Here is a 24,729-nt window from a genome sequence, read left to right on the forward strand (position 1 = left end):
TAATTTTTAATATAACTAAAGTGCTGCAATGAAATTGCAGGGTTTTAGACCCTAATTTGAAACCAATAAATAAAGAATTTCTTGAAACAAACTATCCCCGAGGCAGAGCCTCGAGGATTTTTTTTCGATTAAATAAAGTGTGACTAATTCAATAAAATTATAAACTTGAAAAAACAAATAATAAAAGTCTTAGTTTAATAGGTCTTAGTTTAAAAGCTCTTCTAGAAGTGTAAAAGCTTCTTCACCAGATCCCACAAACTTTTTTACTATTTTTCCTTCTGGATCAATAATAAATTTTGTTGGAAAAGCATTTACATTGTAACGGAGCACAAAATTGTCAACATCACTATCTCTAACATCCATGACCTGTTGCCAGTTATATTCATTTTTGTCAACAAAGTCAATTATCCTTTGCTTTTTGTCACCAGAATTTACACCCAGTATTTCCAAACGGTCTTTATATTTTTCACTAAACTCCTTTACTTTAGGCATTTCAGAGACACATGGGCCACACCAAATGCCCCAAAAGTCTATCATAACATATTTGCCTTTATAAGCAGTTAAATCGAATTCATTGCCGTCTAAGGTAGATGTTGTTTTAATTGTTGGAGCTACTGCACCCTCTTGAGTGTTTTTTATGGCATTAACCCTGTATGAGATATCTTTGTAAAAAGATATGTCTACTAGGGAATTGTCAAGATTATCAAAAGCTTTGATGGCTATATCATCTTCTATCTGACTCCGCATCATCATATCACTTAAATAATAAAGTGCTGGTACAGAGGATGGATGGTTTACAACAAAGTCCTTTTTAAGGTCTTTAACAATTTCACTGACAGAATCTGCCTTTTTATTTAAAACTTTCTTAATTTCGTCATCTTGTTCATATGCTCTTTTAACAAGGTAGTTTACACTTTCATTCATAAACGGGTATATTTTTTTATGAAATGCCCCTAGTTCGTTATTTATACTATCACTGTCTATAGGGTAGGCATCCATAAAGTCTGAAACTTTACCATTAACTTTAATTGATGCGCCTGGATAAAGAATGACATTGAGATATCCAGACTTAGCTGGGTACCAGCCACCTTCTGGTGTTCCTTTTCTTAGCTCTTTCATGCTAGTGTAAAAGGGCACAAAGTGATGACCTTCAATAGAGTCAGTAAGACTAAAGGTGCCATTGGTTACTATTAAAGAATCCATTCTATATCCCAGGGCTTCATAATCCTTATTTGGCAGTCTAAAATATAAATTGTTGCTCCCCAAACCTTCAATCGTTCCTTCTATTGTAAATGTTCTCGGTGTTTCCTCTATTTTAGCTTCGTTTTTACAAGACATGAGAAGAATTAGAAACATAAGGATTAGATTGTTTGTAAATAGTTTTTTCATGAGTTTATGTCGTTTAAGTTTTAAATAATTTATAATTTATGCTTTTGATTGTAACCTCAAATATTATGGTTTAATTCAACAACCCAATTACCGGGTTCTAGTATTATAAATAGCATTTGCACTCTGGTGCTACCTCGATTATCTGAATTTTCCAAGGTATAGTTTAGAGAACATTCAAATGGGCAGATTATGTTTTCAAACACCCCGTCTTCGTAAATAACATTATAGAGCCCGCTATTGCCCTCTACACCATTAGGAATTCGAATCTTTAGTGCATTTACCTTAACTCCTATGGTAACACGATTGACTTTGTCATCAATTTTACGAATCGAATAGTTACTTATGCCGTTGGTTGAGAGTACTTTATAAGATATTTCCTTCTTTTTTCCTAAAAACCTGTCGCTCTTCCATATACCTTCATTTGTAATAGTATTTGAACCATCAGTTTTTTTATATACTCCTTCTCCATTTCGTTTGCCTTTTTTCCAGCCACCTTCATAGAAACTTCCATCTTTGTACTTCATAGCCCCTTGTCCGTGTGGTAATCCCTTTTTAAATTCCCCTTCATATTCATCTACTCCTCTTGCTTTTCCAAATCCATCTGCCAATCCCTCTTTACAATCTCCTTGGTATTGCATTGAAATATTTTTTAACAACACCTCACAATTACTTTGAGAATATGCAAGACTTGTTATTATGTAATATAGGAAACAAAAAACGCTAACTTTTCTACTAATCATTTCAGAGTATTAATGTGTTATAATTTTATATTATTATACGTATGTTTTATAAATTACCCTTATGTTTTTTATAAAAAGGGATGGATATAAGAAAGGCTTAAAATTTTATTTTAGATATAGCTCTTTAAGATATTTTAAACGATAACCTGGGATAATAAGTTTCCAAATGTTTCTTTTAAGAAGAACATTTTTTTCTACAAGTTTTTTCCCATCAATATAAGTTCTGTAAATAAATGCATAAAACAAAAACAACACTAGAAAATACTTTTCGCCAATTAAATCAACTTTTTTTAACCAAAATATTATTCCGATAGGTGTTAAAATAAAAATGTAATAAATTATTAAGTCTTTCATTAAATATTGTTATATATTTATTGGCTTTAAAAAAAGGAGCTTCCATATAAACTTATTAAGGAAGCTCTTATAACAATCTAACCAAAATGAGTATTAATACTCATTTTGTCTAGTAGCACCGTCACTTAGAATAATAACTTCATTTCCAATAGGTCTTGCATAGCGCCTATCATCTGGTTGAATAGTTATGGTCTCCCCATTAATTGTTCTGGTAATAATAATTGGATCGGTAAGAGGATCATTATTCAGCCTTTTGATGTCCATAAAACGTAATGAAAATGGATATTCCCTCCTACGCTCATCTATTATTTCATTTACTGCGGCTTTTTCGGTAGATGGTATGGGTAAAGCTGCATAATCCAACACATCAAAACGATTTATTCGTACCATTTCAAGATCTGCCATGGCTCCACTAATATTACCAGCTCTTGCTTTGCATTCTGCTCTGATTAAGTACATTTCTGGAACACTAGGTCCTGTAGAAGCATAGCCCACATAGTGTTGCATATACGTATACCAAAGGTTTGTTGTGGCTCCGCTTCGACTAAACCAATCTTTAATGAAAAACAAATTACGCACATCTGTAGGCTCGTATAAATCCATTAATTCTTGGCTGGGAGATGTATTCCAGCTAGAATTTGTGCCATAGGTATAGTAATACCTGTCATTAAAAAATTCTGGAATACTAATATTCCAAGGCACAAAAGCAGCTGTAGTTGGATAAACATAGGGCCCATACCAAAGTGAAAAGGACAGTGTAGATATGTTAGAGGCATAGTCAACCATAGTATTATAACCAGCTAATGCTGCATTGGCACTAGCTTCTGCTTTGTCGTAATCACCAAGGTATAAATGGATGCGAGCTGCCAAAGCATGTATGCTATTCTCATCTATTCTATAAATGGTTTTTTTAGGTGTATTGGCAGGATACGCGTTTTGTGCCTTTTCAACTTCACCGACAATAAAGTCAAAGGTTTCTTTTAGAGTTTTTCTTTCTTGTGATTCCGTAAGTAAAGGAGTTTGCTTTAAAACCAACCCCAATTCACCTTCATTTGCAGTACTAGGATACAGGGTGTGTGTAATGGCCAACTGGAACAGATGGTTCGCCCTTATAAAATGGCTTTCTGCTATGAGGGCTTGCTTTGTAACTTCGTCAGATCCAGTCAATTCTCCGCTGTTTATCAGGTCTAAAGCTAGATTTGCAATTAGAATAGGATAATAATGACCTGACCATTTACCATCAGAAGTCCTATCTATATCAGTCGAAAATGTATAATGCTGTATTTGTTCAGCTGGTAACGAATTTGTTTCGTCTAAAATACTCTGAATTATTACTGTATTATCTGTACACCAAATATTTTCTTGATCTGAATAACTACGTGCTCCAAGACCATTAATCAAATAATCTAAATCATCAATTGAAGTAATTTCTGTAGAACTGGTTTTGTTAGGGCTTTCATCTAGAAATTCATCTTGATCGCATGATACGGCAATGAATGCACTAATTAAAACTAAAATTATTTTTTTCATTTTTCTAAATTTTTAAAATTCGATGTTTAATCCTAAAGTGAATGTCTTTTCTGGCGCTCTGGTTATACCATTAATATATTCTGGGTCAATGTTATAATCATTAGCCACCCAAATATTACCCAAGTTTTCTGCTTGGGCAAATAACCTTAAATTAGACAGACCTATCTTACTTAATAAATTACTTGGTAAGTCATAAGAAAGATAAATTTGTCTTAACCTGATATGAGAAGCATCTTCAACAATTGTATTTAGATATGGTACATACCAACTAATACGGTACGACCACAAATCCCATTCTGGATCAAGGTACGGAAGTCCCATTTCATCATGTCTACCTGCTACTAAACCTTCTAAGTCTTTATGATAAACACCCCTATTTCTTGTTGGAGTATAATCGTGTGTAGGTCTTCTAAATTTATGTCCAAATTTTCCAATAAATCGAGTTGTGAATGTAAAGTTTTGATAGTTAAAAGTGTTATTCCAACCTAAAATGGTAGGGGCAACCAATGTACCTTGATACTTAAGTACATCCCTGCCGTCTTCACCATTAAGCCCAATGTTCTCATCCATACCATAGATCACGCCATTTTCTCCAATAATGGTTGGGTATGGTTTGGTTTGCGAAGGTATATCTCGCATACCTCCATAAACAAATGAGTGAACTGCATTGTAAGGTCTACCCTCAACATATGGAAATTGAGGAAGAGCTCTTGGGAAGATGCTAAAGTCAGCCAACTTAGTAACTTCACTATTGTTATGAGAAAATACTAAATTGGTATTTAATTTGACATTTTCTGAGAATAGGATGTCAGAGCTTAAATTTAGCTCCACTCCTTTGTTGCTCATTTCACCAACATTAAAAGTACCATAGGTTAAACCTGTTGTACTAGGTACATCTATAGTAGCTATTAAATCTTCACTTCCCTTATTATAAACATCAATACTTCCATACAGTTTACTGTTAAAAATATTAAAATCCAAACCAAAATTTAGTGTATTAATGCGTTCCCAACGTAATTCAGGGTTACCTAAGTTTTGTAAAAACGCCGTGTATACTCCCGTATAAAAGTTAGGTTGCTGACTTACAGAAATGGTAGGTGTGGTAGCAGAACTTCCCACCAAATTACCATTTTCCCCATTGGTAACTCTAAATTTTAAAGAGTTAATAAAATCAACATCTTTTAAGAAATTTTCGTTTTTAGCATTCCAGCTTAATCCCACTGACCACATGGGGTTAAAACGCATGGCTTTATCTTCTACAATAAAGTTTGCACCATCTGACCGAGCACTACCAGTAACGGTATATTTATTATCATAGGTGTAGGCAGCATTACCAAAATAAGATACAAACCTTCTGTCGGATTGGCTAAAAAACCTGCCATCTAGTACACCACCTTGACCCCAAAGTGACTCCCATGATGTTACACTAGGTACTGCAAATTGATTAGTCTCCCTATTGAAGCCATAGGTGCGAATCCCACCAAGTCCCTTTGATGTTGACGAAATCCTTTCATAGCCTGCCAAGGCAGAGATGCCGTGTTTGTTAAAAGTTTTATCATAATTTAACAAAGTTCTAATTGTATAGCCAGTACTTTCAGAAGAACTACCATCTAAAATTGCACCTAGTGGAACATTTGAAGGACCAATGGTGCCGGCAACAGGATCGTAGTTGGCTACCTCAGAACCATTGATTACTGCAAATTTTACCGTGGATGTTTCCGGACCTCTGTAGATTTCATTTTTAGTTTGAAATTTTTCGTATTGGTAACTGGGTTTAAACACCAAACCGTCTAAAAGTTTTATGTTAAGACCAACATTTATTCTATAATTGGTGTGTTTTGATACACTTTCTGTACCCCTGGCATCTCTTAAGGGATTGTAGGTAATGTCATCATATGGTAAATCTACCACATTGTTGCCAAAATATTCTAAATATTTTGGGTCATAAATAGGGTGTTTTACATTGGCATAACTACCGTCTGCATTTATTAAATTTTGATAGGGAGACATATTTTGAACGGTACCAAAACCAATACCCCTATTCTCATCACGAGAATTATCTAACATACCGTTAAAATTAAACGTGAGCCAATCACTAATCTTATATTGGTTATTTACGTTTATCAATATTTGTTCATTCTCGTCACCAATAAAGGCATTAACATTATCATTAAATAAGGCAGAAACACGTGTGCTGCTTCTATCTGATGAAGTGGATAGTGCCAAATTATATTGGTTTTGTATAGGTGCTGTTAGCACATATTTTTCTATGTCATCAAAACTATTTATGCCCGATAACCTATTTATTTTGGTATTTAATTCGGCTTGAGTGATGTGCCCATACCACGCATCGTAATACGCTCGAGCCCCTTGACTATAACTCCTTCCACTGCTAGCAACAATATTCCTATCAAATAAGGTCATAGCAGGATGATTATTAGAGACAAAAAATATACTTTGTGTACCATGTCCTGTTGGCGTCCAAATAGTGCTTTCGAAATCTAGAGTAGTTTTAGAGTCAGCTCGAGTAATGTTACGTTCTAAGTTCATTTTAGGTTTCATTTTAATAAACGAACTGAAGTTAATATTCATGCCCTTTCTAGAAGATTTTTTTGTTACTACAACAATAACACCATTTCCTGCCCGTGCTCCCCAAATAGAAGCCGCTGCAGCATCCTTTAATATGGTTACACTTTCAATATCATTAGGGTTTATAGTATCAAATCCTCCTTGTATTGGGAATCCATCAACCACCACTAAGGGAGCTGTACTTGAATTTGGATCAATACTACCCACCCCTCTAATAACCACATCATTAATATCAATATTACCATCAGCATCTTCAACCACCTGAATACCAGGGGCAATACCCTGTAACACAGATCCGATATTTTGTGTTGCTGTGTTTTGTATTTGTTCTTTTGGCACCACGTTAAATGCTCCTGTTGAGCGCTCCCTTGAGATTTTTTGGTAACCAGTTACTACTATTTCTTCCAATTCATTAACATCCTCCTTCAAAACAAAGTTATAAACGGTTTCTCCCGATTTAACCATTGTTTGAGCTCTTTGAAATCCTATACCCGTTACGATTATAAAATCTCCAATGCTAACGTTTAGTTTAAATTTACCATCAAAATCTGTTGTAGTTCCCCTAATGACATTGCTATTGTCTTCTGTTGGAGCATCTGTAGTATAGACACTTAATCCCGCTATTGGCATACCATTTCTATCAATAACCGTCCCACTTACTACAATTTCTTGAACATTGATGGGAATAGAATTTTTTCTTATGATAATAGTATTATCATTCTTAATGTCAAAATTAAAATCTCCTTGAGATAAACTTTGCGATAAAAGATGGTTTACACGTACAGACCCCTTTTTCAAACTTACTTTTGGGAAATCTTTAAACATGTCTGCCTTGTAGATAAATGTAATATCGGTTTGATCCATTATAAGATCAAACACTTCATCTACACTTACTTCCTTGTTTTCATCAATTATAATTTTTACATTTTGTGAAAGGGTGCCGCTAGAAGTAAATCCAAAAACAGTAGCACAAAATAAGAATATAAATGACCTCATCATGTTTTGGAATATTTTTTTTCTAAAGAAGAAAAAAACCTTAGTTAGTTTAATTTTCATAAATTTGTGTATTATTAGTTAGTTAAAGATTAATTAATAATTTCTTATAAAGGGATTTAAGTCTTATACTTTGGACGGTCTTAGACTATCCCTTTTTTTTATTTAATTATAATTTGGTTGTCCTTTATTTCATAGTCATTGATATGGTTTTGGTTTTTTATTAAAATTAGAATCTCCTCAATGTTTTGGTTTTTGCTTAACTGCCCCTTAAATTTTACATTTTCGACATCACTATTTTCAAAAACAATGTCTACATCATACCACCTGGACAATACTTTTGAAATATCTTTTAGAGAATTATATTTAAATGAAAAAACGCCTCTCATCCATGCAGTTACAGAGTTAATATCTGCTTCAACAATATTTATAGCTTTTTCATTAGAACTTAAGCGAATAATCGATTGCTGTCCAGGTTGCAGGATGGCATTATCATCAACACCATTACTTACATTAACTTTCCCTTCTATCAAAGTACTAGTAATAGTTTCATCATCTTGGTAGGCCTTAATGTTAAATTCTGTTCCCAAGACTTCAATTTCTTGAAGCAATGATTTAACTACAAAATTAGCCCCCTCATGGTTCGTACTAGGAGATACGTCAAAATAAGCCTCTCCATAAATTAGCTCTACAGTTCTGCTTTGCCCCTTAATAAATGCCACAGGGTATTTGAGTTTTGAATCGGAATTCAACCATACTTTTGTACCATCATTCAAAACAATGGAATGGGTTCCTCCTCTGGGTATGGTTAAATAATTGTATTTAATTTCAGGAGAAGATTTTTCAACAGAAACATTATTATATATTACCTCTTCACCATTACTAGTTAATTTATCTGTTGTAAAATTCTGCCCTTTTTCCAGAACAATGTTTGATCCATCTTCTAAAGTAAGGGTGGCTTTTGCAGTACCAATTTTAATATTGTTATCAATAATCTTGTTATCTAATGGCGTAATAATGTTGTCCGTTTTCTTAACAAGAAGTGGAATTGACAATAAAAGTATAATTGATGCAACTGCAGCATATTTTAAATAACCTAAATAGGATTTTTTCTGCTTGATTTTAGCGTTTATTGTACGCCAAACAATTTCCTTTTCAATTAAATTAACACGTTTTGATTGCTCTAAAACATAATTTATATCAACATACTCTTGAAAAAGGACTTTATTTTTGTCATTTTCAAGCCATAGTTTAAGCCTTCGCAATTCAGCATTTGTTATATTATTTGCAAAGAATTTAGTGATCAATATTTCAATTTCCTGTTCAATCATTTTTTAAAATCTTATTAGTATTACGCAACTATTATTAAATACCCTTATCTCTTATGATTTTTTTTTATAGATTTACTTTTATCATAATTGATTAATGCACAGTTTAGGAAAAGATATAAAAATATTGGAAAATAAAATTAAAAGTGGAGATGAATCTGCTTTTAAGGAATTATTTGATTTGTATTATGATAGGTTATTTGGTTATATCAATGGATATACCAATGATACTGCGTTAACACAGGACATTGTTCAAGAAGCTTTTATTAAATTATGGAATATTAGAGATTCTCTTGTAGAAGGCAAATCTGCTGTAGGTCTATTATATAAAATCGCACATAATATTTTTATTGATCTATGTAGAAAAGATAAGCAGGAATATAAGATGCTAGATGTTCTCGCTTATAAAAAAATTCAACAATTAGCAGACAACAATGAAGATGTAAAAGAAGCTAGAATTGAACAAATGATGATGGCCATAGAAAGTTTGCCTCCAAGGTGTAAGGAAATTTTTAAAATGAGCAAGATGCAGGGTATTAAATACTCTGAAATTGCAGAGACATTGAGTATATCTGTTAAAACTGTTGAAGTTCAAATGGGAAAGGCCTTTTCTATTATCAGGAAAAAGGTAAAAAACAGTAATGTTTTTATGTTATTTATAAATATGATTTATAAAAGAAAAGTAAAGAAAGTTTTAAAAGCCAATTAAGTAATCTTAATTGGCTTTTTTTAAAATTATAGCGTTTTGTTTTTTAAGCGTCTTTGTTGTTCAGCATAAGGAATGCCTTTAACAATCCAATCTTCAGCTTTTTCCCCTTTTAGGAAGTATCCAAACCATTTTAAAATGCGTTGTTGATAATCGATTCTATTTTTATCATTCTTTAAACCGTGCCCTTCTTTGGCATATACCAATAAAACAAACGGTTTGGCGGCTCTTCTGGCAGCATTATAATATTCAATACCCTGAGCCCAATTTACATTTTGGTCATTATCGCCAACTTCAAATAAAATAGGGGTGTTTAATTTTTCTATTTGCATAACAGACGAGTTTTTAATATAGTTTTCTGGAGAAACCCAAGGTGCAGTAGCCATGCGCTCTTGTCCTACTTCAAAGTGGTCATTTTCGGGTCGACCACCAAAAGCAGGGGTTATAGCTAAATTCATACTAATTAAATTGGTTAAACCAGCTCCAGCTACACTGGCAGCAAAAATATTGGTTTGCGTGGGCACATAACCCGCTTGATAACCTCCCCACGAATGACCAATTAATCCTATTTTTTTGGGATCAACATCACCTAAATCAAGAACAGAAGCAACTGCATTTTCTAAGGTTTTTACTGAAGAAACCCCAGGATTGCCTGCTATAAAATCAATATCTGGATTAAGTACAAAATATCCATTTTGCGTCCAAACGGTGGTATTATAATAATCGGTTTTAGATGGTGTTTTATACCTATGTAATCCTCTTGATAGTTTCTCATAGATATAGGTTATCATTGGATATTTCTTCCCTTTAGTATAGTCCGCAGGATAGTACAAAATACCTTGAGCTTCTTTTCCCAATGCATTTTTATAGGAAATTAATTCGGCTTTACTCCAAGCGTAATCTTTTTGAAAAGGATTTGTATTGCTTATTTGTAAGGTATTTGCAAAAGAACCGTTGGTTAGAAAGACATTTGGTGATTGCTCATACGATTGTTTCACAAAAATCATTTTATTTGTATACTTAGCTTTTGTTAGCCTAGCGTTTGAAACATCTTCATATAATAATGTTTTTATGCCTTTACCTATTACTCCAGATGCAAACCCTGTTTTTTTGGTGTATTTCCCAAACAACGAAAAATAAACTATGTTTTTTGTATCTATATATTGTTGATCCTGATCTAAAACCAGAATCCTATAAACAATATTCTCTTCTTTACCGTTTGTTATTCTCCTTATATCACCATTATTTGTATAGACTTGCCATACATCAAACTCCGAATAGATAAAGAATGATTTACTGTCCTTACTCCAACCAGCGAAACCATATGCTGCCTTTTGGGGTAAAGGATGATCATCATCAAAATTTATAAAGGTAGCATTAATGTTTTTAGTTAAGTTTTTGGAATTACTTGAGTTAATATCAAATAAGTATAAATGGTTATCATTTAAATAAACAAAAAACCTATTATTGGGACTAACATCCCATGTCTTGGAAATATTTTTGAGTACTTTGGCCCTTGAACCAGTAAGAACGTTTACTGTGTAAGCATCATAAGCAGGCCTTCCAAACATGGCATCAAAGTCGTACGGCGTCCCATCTAAACCTAACATAACTTGATTGTTTTGTTGAATTTTTACATCTTCAACTAAAGAATCGCTAAGTTGAACAAATGTATTTTTGTCTACATGCCAAACCGCATTTTGAGGACTTTCAATATCTTTCATTCTGCTCCTCTTTTGTGCTGGAATAATTACAACATCCTTACTGTTCCATATTTCAAGGTCTGGCGATTCAATTCCATTTATGTCTTTTAGTGTTGAATCTCTTTCTTTTATATCATTAGGCACATTCTTCTTGTTCCAACTGAAAATCTTAAAAAAGATACTACTCCCATTATCTGAAATTGAGATTCTATCGGATAGAATTCTAGTTTCCAGAGGGAAGTTTTCAAAATCATTTTGACTAAAGATATGTAAAGAACTTTTCTTAGTTTCTAAATCTTTCCAAATCAATAATTCAAAAGAATGCTCTTCATAATCTTTGTTTTCTACTTTTCTTCTAACAAATAAATTGTTGTTTTTTTCAAACCACATTAAATTAGAATACTCTACTTGATGTTGATCCAATACATTTAAAGTCTTTTTTATGGCATCGTACAATTGAATACTGTTCCCTTTTTTATCAGAAGTTTCAATATTCATTGCCAATATCTCAGTTTCAGGATGCCATTTAAAATCCTTTACATTTCCAAATACAACATCCTTTTGTGTGTTTAGATTTTTTAGAATTAAAGTTTGATTTTTGTCCTTTTCCCTTTTTATTGCAAGGAATTTACCAGAGTTACTAAATTTAAAATCAACGAAATCTTCTAATAAAATTGAATCGTTAGTATGCAGATTAATTAGGGATGTTTTATTGGGCTCTTTATTCTTTTGCTTTTCTTTTTCTATACGTTTAGCTTCTTTTCCAGTTGGGACATGACTGTATGAAAACCATTTACTGCTTTCTGTATCTGAAAACATACTGCTTGCGGTATTATTAAATTTTCTGGTGCTCTCTGTAATAGTATTATATAGAAAAGTTGCCTTGTCTCCATGATTAGTGTTTACCTGATATTTTATCCAGTTTCCATCGTTAGATATTGCATAATTGGTTAAACTCTCCCATTTCCCATAGTCTTTTGGAAATACTAATTTTAAAGAATCTTGAGCATTAATAGATGAAATAAAAAAAGAAAAACACACACAACAAAGGTGAATTAAATTAGGCCTTTTAAAAATAGTTTTATACATGATTGCAGATTTATTAATAAAGTCTTAAAGGTTTTGGGTTTGACAAAGAAAACTCAAACACTTAAAACAGATTAGGATTAGTCTAAGATTCTTTTTTTTAATTTTGATAAAACAAACTTATCACATAAAAAAAGATTGTTTTCATGTTTTAGTATTAATCTTGTTTGCTAAATAAAAAACTCCTAAAATAATTAGGAGTTTTCTAGATACTTAATATTTTTATTATCTTTCTGTAGAATAGATATTTGTAGGCCAATCTAGACCATCCGTTCTTGTAAATCTTATTGTACCTGTTTCGTCATAAGCATCAGAATATGAATACCAAAACTCAATGTCCATTGAAGAACCATTGATGTTAGAAATAGTCCAATGTTCCGAGGATTTACCTTCCACGTAAGTTTCTCCAGATAAAAAGTCAAAATATATTTTTCCTGAGGTACCATATTTATAGTCCCATAAAAGGTTTGACATACTATAAACCTGATTACCCAAATGCGCTATATTTACAGATCCTGTTTTACCAACATAAACACCTCCCCAATTTGCAGCACCTCCGCTCACTACTATCCATTCAAAATCAAACGTGCCTTCCCAAACAGGTGGTGCATAGTCCTCAACTTTCACCTTCATGCCATAGCGATTCCCCTCACGTAGCGTTGTTCTTGAATCTAGTGTTGAGCCATCTTTGGCTGTAATTACCCAATATAAAAGAAAGATATCTCCTTCCCTTGCTAAAGAAGAAGACCTTGAATTTTTAAAATTACTCAAAAACAACCCATAGGCATCATCTGCATCAATAGATAATGTAAATTCTTCAGAATCATTGATACTTTTTGAGCCAATCATTTTACCTGTAGTATCGAAAGGAGCTGTATAATTAAAACCTTCCTTTTCTTCAACCGTCAAGTAAAAATCTACTTTCGAGAAATCGCTTCCACTTAATGGCGACATTATGGTCATATCCAACTCTACCGTTTTGTTACCCCAATATTCTTCATTTGTTAACAGATCCTTATACCAAATAAAAGTATCTTTATCTTCCTGTGGTGTTACTCTTAGCCTTGTTTTTGCCTGCCAATTTGTTAGTGGATCCTCAATTATTTCATCTTCACTACTAGAAGTGCATGATTGAAAAAAAACAATAATACTAAAAAGTAATGTGTATTTAAAAAACGTCTTTTTTTTCATAATAATGTTATTAGTTAGTTTAAATTGTAAAATGTTTATAAGGAGTAGATTCTAATTAAAGGTTATATCTTTAATACGTGGTTTTATAAAAAACCCTTACTGTATACATGAAATTTTTAGAACTATAAATTAAATACTATGCTCGTTGAACAAATCAATTAATCTTTCTTGAGATGGTGCTGGAGCACTTGAGTCTATAATTTTCCCGTCTGGATCTAATAAAATAAATCTAGGAATTGCATTGATTGAGTAACTTTTTATAAAATCTGATTTAAATTGTTTGTCTGCTAATAACTGAACTCCAATCATTTGTTTATCCTCTATCATTTGCTTCCATGCATCATGGTCTTTTTCTTTGTCAACAGAAATACTAATAAACTCTATGTTCTTATTATGGTATTTCTTTTCAATCTTTTCTAAATAGGGGATTTCACTTTTACAGGGGCCACACCAAGTTGCCCAAACATCGATGTACACATATTTCCCTTTAAAATCACTTAATGACGAAGTTCCACCATCATTGTTTTCGTAATCTTTAAATTCTGGTGAAGGCATTCCTTTAGCAACAATTTTTGCTCTTTCGTATAAGTTTGTTATGATCTCTTGATGGTTTTTATCTGTAGAAAGATTCATGAACTCGTTATAATATGTATCCAACTCGGTTACATATTTAATGTTCTTATTTGCATTATCAAACGCTAAAAAGTTTTTTATATCTTGATTTTCTATTTTTGAAATTGTCCTTATATAAGCTAAACTTAGACTAATAGTATCTTCTTCGGCTAAATTTTCAGATAATTTAAAATAGTGTGTAGTTAAGAAGTTTTTATAGTCTTCAGAAATCTTCAAATCTTCAAATATTGAATAGTCAATTTCAGACAACCCTTTTTTGAGATTGTAATTGAATTGTTCTAAAACTTTAAAATCAGATTTATTGGTATAGTACTTATGGTAATTTTCGTAAAGCTTCAATTTCCTCAAAAAGGAATAATTAACAAGCCTTTTTTGCTGTGACTTAAAATTGACACTAGAGCTTAATAAGTTTATTTTGTCCTCTAGTTTAAGTTTTATTGCCTCAAATTTATTTAAAAATTCTACTTCACTTAATTTATACACTTCTGATGCTTCATTTTTAATCCGATTACTAATATTTGCCTTTATGTCTAAATATTTACATGCATCGGCAGCACTTCCTGAAAACGACAACGTATTTTTATAATCTTTGGCATCGTAGGTAACAACTAAATGTTCACCATTTTCAACGTATAGGTCTGTAAGGTTGTTATTTGTATCATATATTACTAAATACTTTTTTCCCTCCTCAACGTTCAAGGTATCCAAAAAACTTCCATCTTCATTTAGCTTAATTAAAGTTTCGCCTAAATAAATTTCTTTTCTATCCAGATTCTTAATTAGCCCATTAACAACTGCGTAATCTATATTTTCTTTTTTGCAGGATAAAATTATAATGGCTATTAATAGTAAGGTTATAACTTTTTTCATAACTTTTTAGAATTAATCTATACTATATATTTAATTCGTCTAATAGTTCTATTAATTTTGTGTTTGATGGTCTTGGAGCATTTCTATCTACAATATTTCCATTTGGATCTAATAATATAAATTGGGGGATACCATTAATCATATAACCTTTTACAAAATCTGATTCAAAATCCTTGTCGGCCAACAGCTGTATTCCTGTTAGTTCTTTTTCCTCGATCATTTTAATCCATTTATCTTTATCAGTTAATTTATCAACAGAGATACTTACAAAATGAATGTTCTTATCGTGGTAACTGCTCTCAACTCTCTTTAGAAAAGGAATTTCAGCTTTGCATGGACCACACCAAGTAGCCCAAACGTCTATATAAACATATTTGCCCTTTAAATCGCTCAATGAAGTTGTAGAGCCATCGTAATTTTGATATCCTATGAATTCTGGGGAAGGATTCCCTTTAGCCAAATGTTTAAGGTTATTATATATTTCTTCAATTTTATTATTGTTCTCTTCATCCGTAGAATTATTTCTAAATATATTGTAATAACTTTCTACATCATTAACATACTTAATCCCAAAGACAACTTCATCAAATAAAAGTTCATTCTTAATTACTTGATTTGGTATGTCGCTTATAACTTTTAAATAAGCAATACTTCTGTCTAGTGAATCCTTAATAGCCTTTTCTGAAGCTATATTTCTAAAATAATTTTGAACAAGTGCCTTGTAATTAACGGACTGTTTAAAATCAACTTCGTTAGTATAATTTAATCCATTAAACTCCGACAAAAATTCCTCTGAAACTTTAAAATCGGGGTTTTTAGTATAATATTGATGGGTTCTTTCATAACTGTTTAGATTATTCAAATATTCGTAATGAATATCTTTTCCCTCCATTTCTTTAAACAATTCAGAAACATTACTGAACGAGTCCAATAAAGTTAGCATCGCAGTTTTAATACCTCGGCTTTTACTTTTATAAGATAATTCATTTAATGAAAAGAACTCAACCCGGCTACCCATCAATTCTGCTGCTCTTTGCTCCTTTAAGCTCAAATAATTACTAGCAGCACTTCCAGCTCCAGAAAATTCAAGAGTGTTTTTAAAGTCATCTGCATTATAATTAATTTGTACATGACTATTAGGTTCTATATAAAATCTGTTATAGTTTTTACCGTCATAGAAACTCAATGTTTGAGGCTCTGCTCTTAATGTATCTTTAAATGTACCTAAACTATCTATTTTAATCTTTAAGTTTATGCTACGGTTACGATTCCATATTGAAATCTCTTGAGCATTGTTGTTTAGTATTTTTCCTGATATTACAGCATAATTATTGTCAGCTTTGTTTTTGCACGATAAGATTGATAGAATTGAAACTACAAGGATAAATCTCTTCATTTAAACATTTTTTTAATGGTTTTAAGAAATACGAAACTTTAATTATAAACCCTTATTTAGAATTGTAAAAATGTTTTGCTGACAATCTTTTTTGCAGCCTTCCCTAAAAATGTAGCCTATCCCATTTACGTTAACAAAAAAAACTGCCTTTCTACAAATGCTGTAAAAAGGCAGTCGTTATTCAACAAACAAATAAAAAATTTCTTGAAACGAACTATCCCCGAGGCAGAGCCATAGGGGTATTTCGCTCGTTTAATTTTGACCTCACAAGGCCAAAAACCGAAATTCTGTATTTAGATTCCCGTTAAAACGAATGACAATTTCAACGGAAACCCCGATGCTGAGCGTCGAGGAATTCTTTTTGATTAACCTACTTACTCTCTTATATAAACAGAAATTTCGGCCATAGCAGCATTGTCTGTTCCGTCATGTGCCGACTTCGCTATAAACTTGAAATACCTAAATGTTTCGGCAGCAGAAAGATCGATATCCTGGGGAGCTGCCGAATTACCCAACACAAAGTCTCCTAAGCTCTGCCAATTCGAGTTATCGCTACTCACCTGTATTTCAATATCCTTTACAGCTCTTGAAAGTGATTGACGTTGCGAAAACCTAAATCCATCTACTGCTTGCGATTGCCCCATATCTATTGTTATGTGATGCGGTTGTGTAGCTGTACAACCAGACCAGCAAGAATGCCAGTACGTATTAAGATCGTCGTCCAATACATCGGCCGCTCTACCCGTACTTCCCTCGCCGCCATTATCTTCCTGCGTACTATAATCAACTACCAACCAACCTGTTTTGCTTAAAATAGTTGGTTCGGCCGGAAGTGATGGTACTTCTAACTGCGAAAAATCTATGTTTGGCGCAGCCCCACTTCCTGTTCTTGTGTGCGACGAATAAGCCACTTCGTTATCACTAAAGAAACCACAGTTCTTTAAATAAAAACTGTTTGAATTAGTCGGGCTTACACCGCCGTCATAATCAAACCGAACACCACTATTTGCCGTATTGTCTACAGTAAATGTAGCGGTTGTCATTTCATTCCAGCTCCCCTGGGTATCGTACACCCATTGGTTTGCACAATCCACACGTCTGGTTTCATCACCCATTGTAGTATTAAAATTTTCTATAAAAGAATGTAAACCTGTTAAATGTGGAGCCGCAGGGTATGGTCTTCTAAAACTTGCAATCAACTTCCAGTCCCCTATCTCTGGAGCATAAAAATAAGCCGTGTAATCTGTAGTATTACTTGCATTCGATTCACCTTTCAATAAAAACTTATAGGTATTACCAGGCACCCAATCATAAACAAGGTAACTCTGTGCTCCAGAACCTTCGCCTCCAAACTCTCCTACGGTCACACCATCTCCATAGCCCAAAGGAATTACCGTATACTCTTCAGGTATTTGATTGGGATCTTGTGTATCGTAAGCACTCCACACTGAAAACAAAATGCGCCTTTCGGTTTCACTGTTTACCTGCATTCCAAAATAGCCTCCCGAAAAGCCATCGGCCATAAAATAAGACCCTACTGGATCCATACCCACAGGCACGGTCAATTCATTGTAAAACCAAGTTATATCTTTATTGGCTGGTTCATCGTATCCTAAATGGCAAGAAGGCCCTCGTCTACCCCAATAAAACCAATCAGACTCAACATAACTGATATTTGAATTCCATGATGAATCCCCCAAACGAATATCTGAAATATCACCAAAAGAGCTACCGCTACTGGAAACACCTTCGAGTTCTACATAATGATACCCTGTTTGGTTAATGTTAAAAGAGCCCACATAATGGTCCTTGTAGTTATTTGATTGCGATAGCGTAACTTGCTGTGTTGTACTCCCGAGCGTTACATTTAGAGTACTGGAAGCACCTACCTTAGCCTTGACACCAACTTCGATAGCCCCAGTAGTAGTGGCATAAAAATAGGTTCGTATTTTATCACTTGAATTGGTCCAGTTTTTAATACCTCCTTGCACAACTATATTTGAAGTCGAAGTAGGATTATCTACGACCCAACTATTGCCCTCACAGGGAACGGAAATTGCTAAATTCTTAGCTGGTGGCCCGCCCTTTCCTTCCGCGTCATCTGTTTGAACTTCTTGTTCTGTAACACTATCACTGCTACATGAGTAATTGCATATTAAAACGGAAATGCAAATTAATAGTACTGATTTCAATGATTTCATAGTTTAGTTTAGTTTTAGTTAATAAATGATTTTTGGTATTTCTTTATACATAGTATTTTTAGCATTATTTTATAACTACCACTATTTAATAATGACTTTATAATAAGACAACTAAATCCTTAAAACAACATCATAAAAAAGTTGATTTTTTGTTTAAAAATCTCACATTTTAGACTTACTCTATTTTTAGTCTTTGGATATTTCAAATATTTGATGAAAATCGTTGTTATTTACAACTAAAATTTTATTGCCTTTAGCTGATTTCAATTCAGCCATACCCCTTACGTCCTTATCAGCAAAAAAACCAGTTGTCCTATTGCTTATATATTTAAATCTTCCAATAGAAAACCCCTTTAAAAAAATTCCTGTGCCTGCATCCGCCCTTGTCGTTTCAACTTCAGATTGGTAATTGTTACCGGCCATTAATAAATCTTTAATAGCATCGCCGTCAAAATCGTTATATACAATACTATTTATAGGAGCTGTTTGAGCTTCTATTGGGAATGCCGAAAAAACGAAACCACCATTGCCCTCATTTAAAAAGATTCCCGATTGGAACTCTACAACTTCGTAATGTAACGACTCCGAAAAACCGTCCCCTATAATACCTGCTATATCCCTATTTGCAAATTCATTATAAGATGTTATTCTTTCCTTTAAATAAGGCATTTGCTGCGCTGTACATCCCTTTCCCCTTACAGGTACTTGTTTATCGTTATAGTATTTGGCCAACATGATATCTTCGGTGCCATTACCATCAAAATCTTTGGTGTAAACGTGAAACGGTTTCTCTTTTGATGCATGGAATTTATAATTAAGCCCCAAATTACCGGCTACAATATCCTTATCACCATCACCGTCAATATCCTCTACCAACAATGTATTCCACCAACCTGTGGTCGCTGCTAAGTTTTTATACACATGACTTTTAGACAACCTACCTTCATTATTCACAAAAACTTCAATCCCCATCCATTCACCAGTAACAATAAGGTCTAAATCACCATCAGTATCTATATCATTCCATTGCGCACTTGTTACCATGCCTATATGTTCTAATTCTGGAGCCTGCTCTTTTGTTTTATTTACAAATCTTCCTTTTTCATTAACCAGTAGATAACTCATTGGTGCATAAGGATATCTACCAGGGATTACCCTACCCCCCACAAAAACATCAATATCGCCATCCTTATCGAAATCTGATGTTACCACGACCGAACCTGAGGTTTTTATTTCAGGCAAAATTGATTTTGACCGCTTAAAATCATGCTTGCCATTATTAATATAAAGCCTGTCCTGTAGTAATGGTGAATCTTCATCAAATTCATAACTTCCACTTACAACATATAAATCGTCATCGCCGTCATTATCTGCATCAAAAAAAGTTGCACTTACGTCTTCAAAGGATTTGTCTACAATAAAATCTTTAATTGTAACGGCAGTAAAACCACCATCTTTATTGCCCATTTGCATTTGTGCAGGCTGATTATGTCCTCCCCCTATAAAAAAATCATCCAGTCCATCTTTATTCAGGTCTTTTACAGCTACACATGGTCCTGTTTGCGATAATTTATGCGGCAAAAGAATTTGTTTTTTAAAATCGTTAAAAGCAGGATCGACATGAGCCAAGTCTATCTTTTTTTCCTCAAACAGCTTAAGACTTCTATTACTACTTGCCAACTCTACTTTGTTAACGCTATCTGCATAATCAACTTGCAAAAGTTGATTGGACGCTACATTCCTTAACATTTGTGACCTTCCATCACTCCAAATAATTTCTATTTTAGGTATAATAGAAGTTTGCCCTAATCCAAAATGTAATTTATTTGACACAGAAGACAAATAACCTCTTCCATTAACTAGCTGTCTAACTAATACATCATCATTTTTTAGATATACCTTTACAGTAGCTCCAACACCATATTTGTTAGCTTCTGAGCCATTAAATATCAATTGCAAAAAATTGTTACTGCTAATCTCTCTGGCATTATTCTTAAGTATGGTAGCATGTTCATCTAAATTATTGGTAACGATATCCAAATCACCATCGTTATCTAAATCCACATATACAGCACCATTTGAAAACGTAGGTTCCTCATCGCCCCAGTCTTTAGTTACATCGTCAAACTTTAAATTCCCCATATTCCTAAACAAATAATTTGTTAATCTTTGTTGAGGTAATTTTTGGGTAAAATCATAAAAATCCTTCTCGGTTAAACGATCCTTGTTTGTACTTATATACTTATTTATCTCGATGTTGGCATCACGATCCACAACATCCCGATAAACACCGTTGGTAACATATATATCATTCAATCCATCCAGGTCAAAATCGGCAATAAGTGTAGACCAGCTCCAATCGGTTTTAGCCAAGCCCGACATGTTTGCCACCTCACTAAACGTGCCATTGCCATTATTTACCTGCATGACATTGTGCATGTACTGATAGTGATAATCACTTTCTGTCATTTCATAAAATCTATCAACAGACATCATGGCCATAGTGGTTTTAGACCTTACATAATCCTCAGGGCTCATATCCAAAACATACAAATCGGTTAAGCCATCGTTATTAACATCGGCCATGTCTGCTCCCATACTGTAATAGGACATATGCTTAAACAAATCGTTTCTCCCTTCAGAAAAGGTGCCGTCTCCATTGTTTACATAAGCAAAATCGGGCATAATGAAATCATTCGAAACATATAAATCGTCCCATCCGTCACCATTTAAATCCCCCACTTGTACATGTAATCCAAAACCTAAATCTGGTAAAATACCTGCAGCTTCCGTTACATCGGTAAAGCGTCCATTATCATTTCTATAAAGCTTATCGCTACTTTTATATGCTGCTATTTCGTTACTGGAATGTATTTTTTCGAGGTCAATGACCTTACCTGTTATTCCAAAATCATTGGGCGCGTTGGTAATATACACATCCAAATCGCCATCTTTGTCGTAATCAAAAAATGTAGATGCTATCGATCTGTTTGTGTCGGCCAAACCATAAGCCTGAGCCTGTTCTGTAAAGGTTAGATCGCCATTATTGACATAAAGCATATTAGCCAGTTTTTGATCGCCGTTATACCAACCTGCCCTGTTAATATAGATATCCAAAAACCCGTCGTTGTTAATATCTACAACCGAAGTTCCCACATCAAAACCAGGCCGCTTCTCTATTCCCGCTTTAATGGTTATATCTTCAAACTGAAAGTTTCCTTTGTTTAAAAAAAGTTTATTGTGATAGATATTGGACGTAAAAAATAAATCTTCCAAACCATCGTTGTTAAAATCGGCGGCCGCTACACCACCTCCAATATAAATGTATTGGTACTTATAATAATGCAATTGATCAGACTCCAATATTTTATTTTCAAAAGTAACGCCACTTATATCTGAAGAAATCTTAGTGAACAATTTATCTGCCTTTAAATCATCTGCCGTTCTTTTACAGGAAAAAACACAGACCATCAGGCCCATTAGTGCATACTTATACATAGGGAATCTATTTAAAACTACTTTATTAAATCTACTAATTGGTAATAATCCGTATAGGGATGAACCACAAACTAAAAATTAAATGATTCTTAGTTTGTGGTTATTACTTTTTAATTAAAAAGATGTAGAATAGGGTTGTATCTCAGCCAAAGCAGCATTGTTGGTGCCGTCATAGACTTTAACCACATTAAATCTAAAATATCTGGCTGCAACTGCATCAGGAAGAGCTATGTCTTGAGAAGCCTTAACCTTTTCAAGCGTAAACTCACCTAAGGATGTCCAACTTGAATTGTCATCGCTAACCTCTATCTTACATATTTCTATGTTTCTTGAAAGCGATTGCCTTTGTATAATAAAAAACCCATTTATCTCTTGTGACGCTTTCATATCTACAATAAAGTAATGAGGCACCGTTGGTGTACATGCCCACCAGCAAGAATGCCAAAATGTATCTGGATTACCATCAAAAGTATTCCAAACCCTTCCATTACCCTCACCTTCTCCATCATTATCTTCCTGACTTGAATATTCTACTACTTCCCATCCCTCAGTATCTAAAGGTACCGGTGGTAATTTAAGGCTTGTATCTATAAGCACTTTATCTGGATCGCATGATTGTATTATTGTAGCTATTGCAAAAAAGGTTACAACCGCAAACATTATATTTTTTAGTTTTATTATATTTTTCATCTGTTAATATTTATCTGTTTTTTTTATGGTCAGATGTAATTCGCCAATTAACATCTCGAATGAGATCAAAATTTGATATGGCTCATTTCATAAAATATTTTGTTTTAAATACTCCAGAATGGTTTGCCTTTATGTAGCAAACCATTTATTGGAGCTGATTATACATTAATCATTTTGTATCAACGAAGGTTGAATTAATATTTGCTGTTCTGGGATAAACTCTACAATAACATTGCTTGTAGGCACCACTTCTCTATAGGAGCTAGCATTATCTATATGCGTCCCTGGATATCTTCTATCTAGAGTTCTTCCGTTTCTAAACACATCAAATTTTCTATGTCCTTCAAAGGCCAATTCCAACTGGCGTTCTTCCAAAACAACGTCCAATACAGTTAGCCCTACAGGTAATGTTCCTAAAGTATACGGAGGAATTTGAGCTCTTTCCCTTAATATATTGATATTATCGATCGCAGCCTGATCTGCACCTTGTTTAGCTAAAGCTTCGGCTTTATTCAAATACATTTCTGCTAAACGCGACACGGTTGGCGACCATAAATGTAAATCATTCTCTTGCTGAGAGGCTTTAAGAATATAAAACTTTGGATAGCCATTACGCTTATCCATATCAAAATCAAAGGTTACATCTTGCCTTCCGTTTGGTCCGTTAAAGTAGTAAACAGTTCTTCCATTCACATCTTCTGATTGGAGTACATAGTTAGTCCCATCATAATCAAAGGTAACCGTTCCTCCGCTCTCTGTTGTTCTGGCAAACTCGTATGTGTACCCATTGGTATCATTACCATCTACCCAATAAACCGCTGGTATTTTTTGCCCATTGTCATCAAGTAAATATTGAGGATCTATAAAGCTTCCTCTCAAATCGCCATTGTTTTTGTTTAATAATTCCAGATAGGTTTGAGATGCGTACATTTCACCCCAACCAACACCATCTATATTGGCGTAAAACGACCCTATGGTAAACCAATCTTCGGTACCTGGAATGTCAATATCCTTAGTCAAGGTAATAGAAAATATAGCCTCTAAATTGTCTTCTGGCTTAAACGTATTCATTATCGCATAATCTGAAGGCGATAAAAGTTCATACTGCCCAGAGTTAATGACCTTATCGGCATACTCAATGGCTTTTGCATTATCTCCCATATAAAGATACACTCTAGATAACAAAGCTTGAGCTGCCTCTTTAGAAGCAAAAGAAGCTCCTTTATTTTCATTCATTAATGCTTCTGCCTTTAGAAGATCTGAAATAACCTGATCGTATACTTCACCAACAGTATTCCTGTCTGGTGTATCATCCAAATTGGCAGTTAACTTTAAAGGTACGGACAGATTTGAAGTCCCTTGATAGTAAGGTCTACCAAAAACATTTCCCATTTGGAAATAGATTAAAGCTCTAATGTAGTAGTTTTCTCCAAGCACTTGATCTGCCTCTGGAGTGCCTTCTTCAAGTAATTCTAAAACCGTATTGACTCCAACCACGGCTCTATAAGAATTACTCCAAAATCTATCCGCTCTACTGTTGTTAGGGTTCCTTTGGTAGTTATAAAAAAAGTATAGAGGATCTGTGGTTCGTCCACTAATCATTACATTATCTCCCGAGTATTCAGATATCCTATGTAGGTCATCTGCCCACCCATCATAACCTTTGTCTCCTTTCAAGAACAAATAATTTCCTAAGGTAGCAGACTGTGCAGCACCTGGATCAGCAAAAAGATCTTCTGCTGATACTTCTGTAAAAGGACTTCTATCTAAATCACATGAGGTCATGACCAATGCAACTATTGATAGTAGTATATAATTTATTTTTTTCATCA

The 24,729-nt window shown here is 33.7% G+C and carries 15 protein-coding genes; 1 reads left to right on the top strand and 14 read right to left on the bottom strand.

Annotated features, from left to right (window positions below):
* Positions 1-204: 204 nt before the first annotated feature.
* From ABD792_RS12005 to ABD792_RS12030, 6 genes are all read right to left on the bottom strand, one after another.
* Entirely contained in the window at positions 205-1,389 is a 1,185-nt protein-coding gene (locus ABD792_RS12005) for a redoxin family protein (protein ID WP_345006347.1), read from the bottom strand.
* 56 nt (positions 1,390-1,445) lie between these two features.
* The gene (locus ABD792_RS12010; protein WP_345006349.1) at positions 1,446-2,027 is read right to left on the bottom strand and encodes an MORN repeat-containing protein; all 582 of its coding nucleotides are present in this window, start codon (positions 2,025-2,027) and stop codon (positions 1,446-1,448) included.
* A 207-nt stretch (positions 2,028-2,234) separates the two neighbouring features.
* On the bottom strand, positions 2,235-2,483 hold the full coding sequence (locus tag ABD792_RS12015; protein ID WP_345006351.1) for a hypothetical protein: 249 nt from the start codon (positions 2,481-2,483) through the stop codon (positions 2,235-2,237).
* A 93-nt stretch (positions 2,484-2,576) separates the two neighbouring features.
* The gene (locus ABD792_RS12020) at positions 2,577-4,013 is read right to left on the bottom strand and encodes a RagB/SusD family nutrient uptake outer membrane protein (RefSeq protein WP_345006352.1); all 1,437 of its coding nucleotides are present in this window, start codon (positions 4,011-4,013) and stop codon (positions 2,577-2,579) included.
* Positions 4,014-4,025: 12 nt separating this feature from the next.
* Positions 4,026-7,658, bottom strand: a complete 3,633-nt coding sequence (locus ABD792_RS12025) for a SusC/RagA family TonB-linked outer membrane protein (RefSeq protein ID WP_345006353.1) — start codon at positions 7,656-7,658, stop codon at positions 4,026-4,028.
* A 98-nt stretch (positions 7,659-7,756) separates the two neighbouring features.
* On the bottom strand, positions 7,757-8,926 hold the full coding sequence (locus ABD792_RS12030) for a FecR family protein (RefSeq protein ID WP_345006354.1): 1,170 nt from the start codon (positions 8,924-8,926) through the stop codon (positions 7,757-7,759).
* Between the two features lie 94 nt (positions 8,927-9,020).
* On the opposite strand from ABD792_RS12030, the gene ABD792_RS12035 reads away from it, so the two are divergent.
* Positions 9,021-9,632, top strand: coding sequence for an RNA polymerase sigma factor (locus tag ABD792_RS12035; RefSeq protein WP_345006356.1), 612 nt, complete (start codon positions 9,021-9,023; stop codon positions 9,630-9,632).
* Between the two features lie 26 nt (positions 9,633-9,658).
* Here ABD792_RS12035 and ABD792_RS12040 read toward each other — a convergent pair whose 3' ends face one another.
* The 8 genes from ABD792_RS12040 to ABD792_RS12075 all read right to left on the bottom strand — a co-directional run bounded on the left by ABD792_RS12040 (position 9,659) and on the right by ABD792_RS12075 (position 24,727).
* On the bottom strand, positions 9,659-12,421 hold the full coding sequence (locus ABD792_RS12040; protein ID WP_345006359.1) for an alpha/beta hydrolase family protein: 2,763 nt from the start codon (positions 12,419-12,421) through the stop codon (positions 9,659-9,661).
* Positions 12,422-12,643: 222 nt separating this feature from the next.
* The gene (locus ABD792_RS12045) at positions 12,644-13,609 is read right to left on the bottom strand and encodes a hypothetical protein (RefSeq protein ID WP_345006361.1); all 966 of its coding nucleotides are present in this window, start codon (positions 13,607-13,609) and stop codon (positions 12,644-12,646) included.
* Between the two features lie 129 nt (positions 13,610-13,738).
* Positions 13,739-15,112, bottom strand: a complete 1,374-nt coding sequence (locus ABD792_RS12050; protein ID WP_345006363.1) for a TlpA family protein disulfide reductase — start codon at positions 15,110-15,112, stop codon at positions 13,739-13,741.
* 22 nt (positions 15,113-15,134) lie between these two features.
* Positions 15,135-16,508, bottom strand: coding sequence for a TlpA family protein disulfide reductase (locus ABD792_RS12055; protein ID WP_345006364.1), 1,374 nt, complete (start codon positions 16,506-16,508; stop codon positions 15,135-15,137).
* A 374-nt stretch (positions 16,509-16,882) separates the two neighbouring features.
* The gene (locus tag ABD792_RS12060) at positions 16,883-18,709 is read right to left on the bottom strand and encodes a DUF3472 domain-containing protein (RefSeq protein WP_345006366.1); all 1,827 of its coding nucleotides are present in this window, start codon (positions 18,707-18,709) and stop codon (positions 16,883-16,885) included.
* A gap of 186 nt (positions 18,710-18,895) precedes the next feature.
* Positions 18,896-22,207 (bottom strand): VCBS repeat-containing protein, encoded by a 3,312-nt coding sequence (locus tag ABD792_RS12065; protein WP_345006368.1) that lies wholly within the window; start codon positions 22,205-22,207, stop codon positions 18,896-18,898.
* Positions 22,208-22,321: 114 nt separating this feature from the next.
* A complete protein-coding gene (locus ABD792_RS12070; protein WP_345006369.1) occupies positions 22,322-22,897 on the bottom strand; it encodes a discoidin domain-containing protein in 576 nt (191 codons plus the stop codon).
* 165 nt (positions 22,898-23,062) lie between these two features.
* Positions 23,063-24,727: a RagB/SusD family nutrient uptake outer membrane protein gene (locus ABD792_RS12075; RefSeq protein WP_345006370.1), complete on the bottom strand. Its 1,665-nt coding sequence runs from the start codon at positions 24,725-24,727 to the stop codon at positions 23,063-23,065.
* Positions 24,728-24,729: the final 2 nt, after the last annotated feature.

Origin of the sequence: Snuella lapsa, assembly GCF_039539345.1 — a bacterium.
GTDB lineage: Bacteria > Bacteroidota > Bacteroidia > Flavobacteriales > Flavobacteriaceae > Snuella > Snuella lapsa.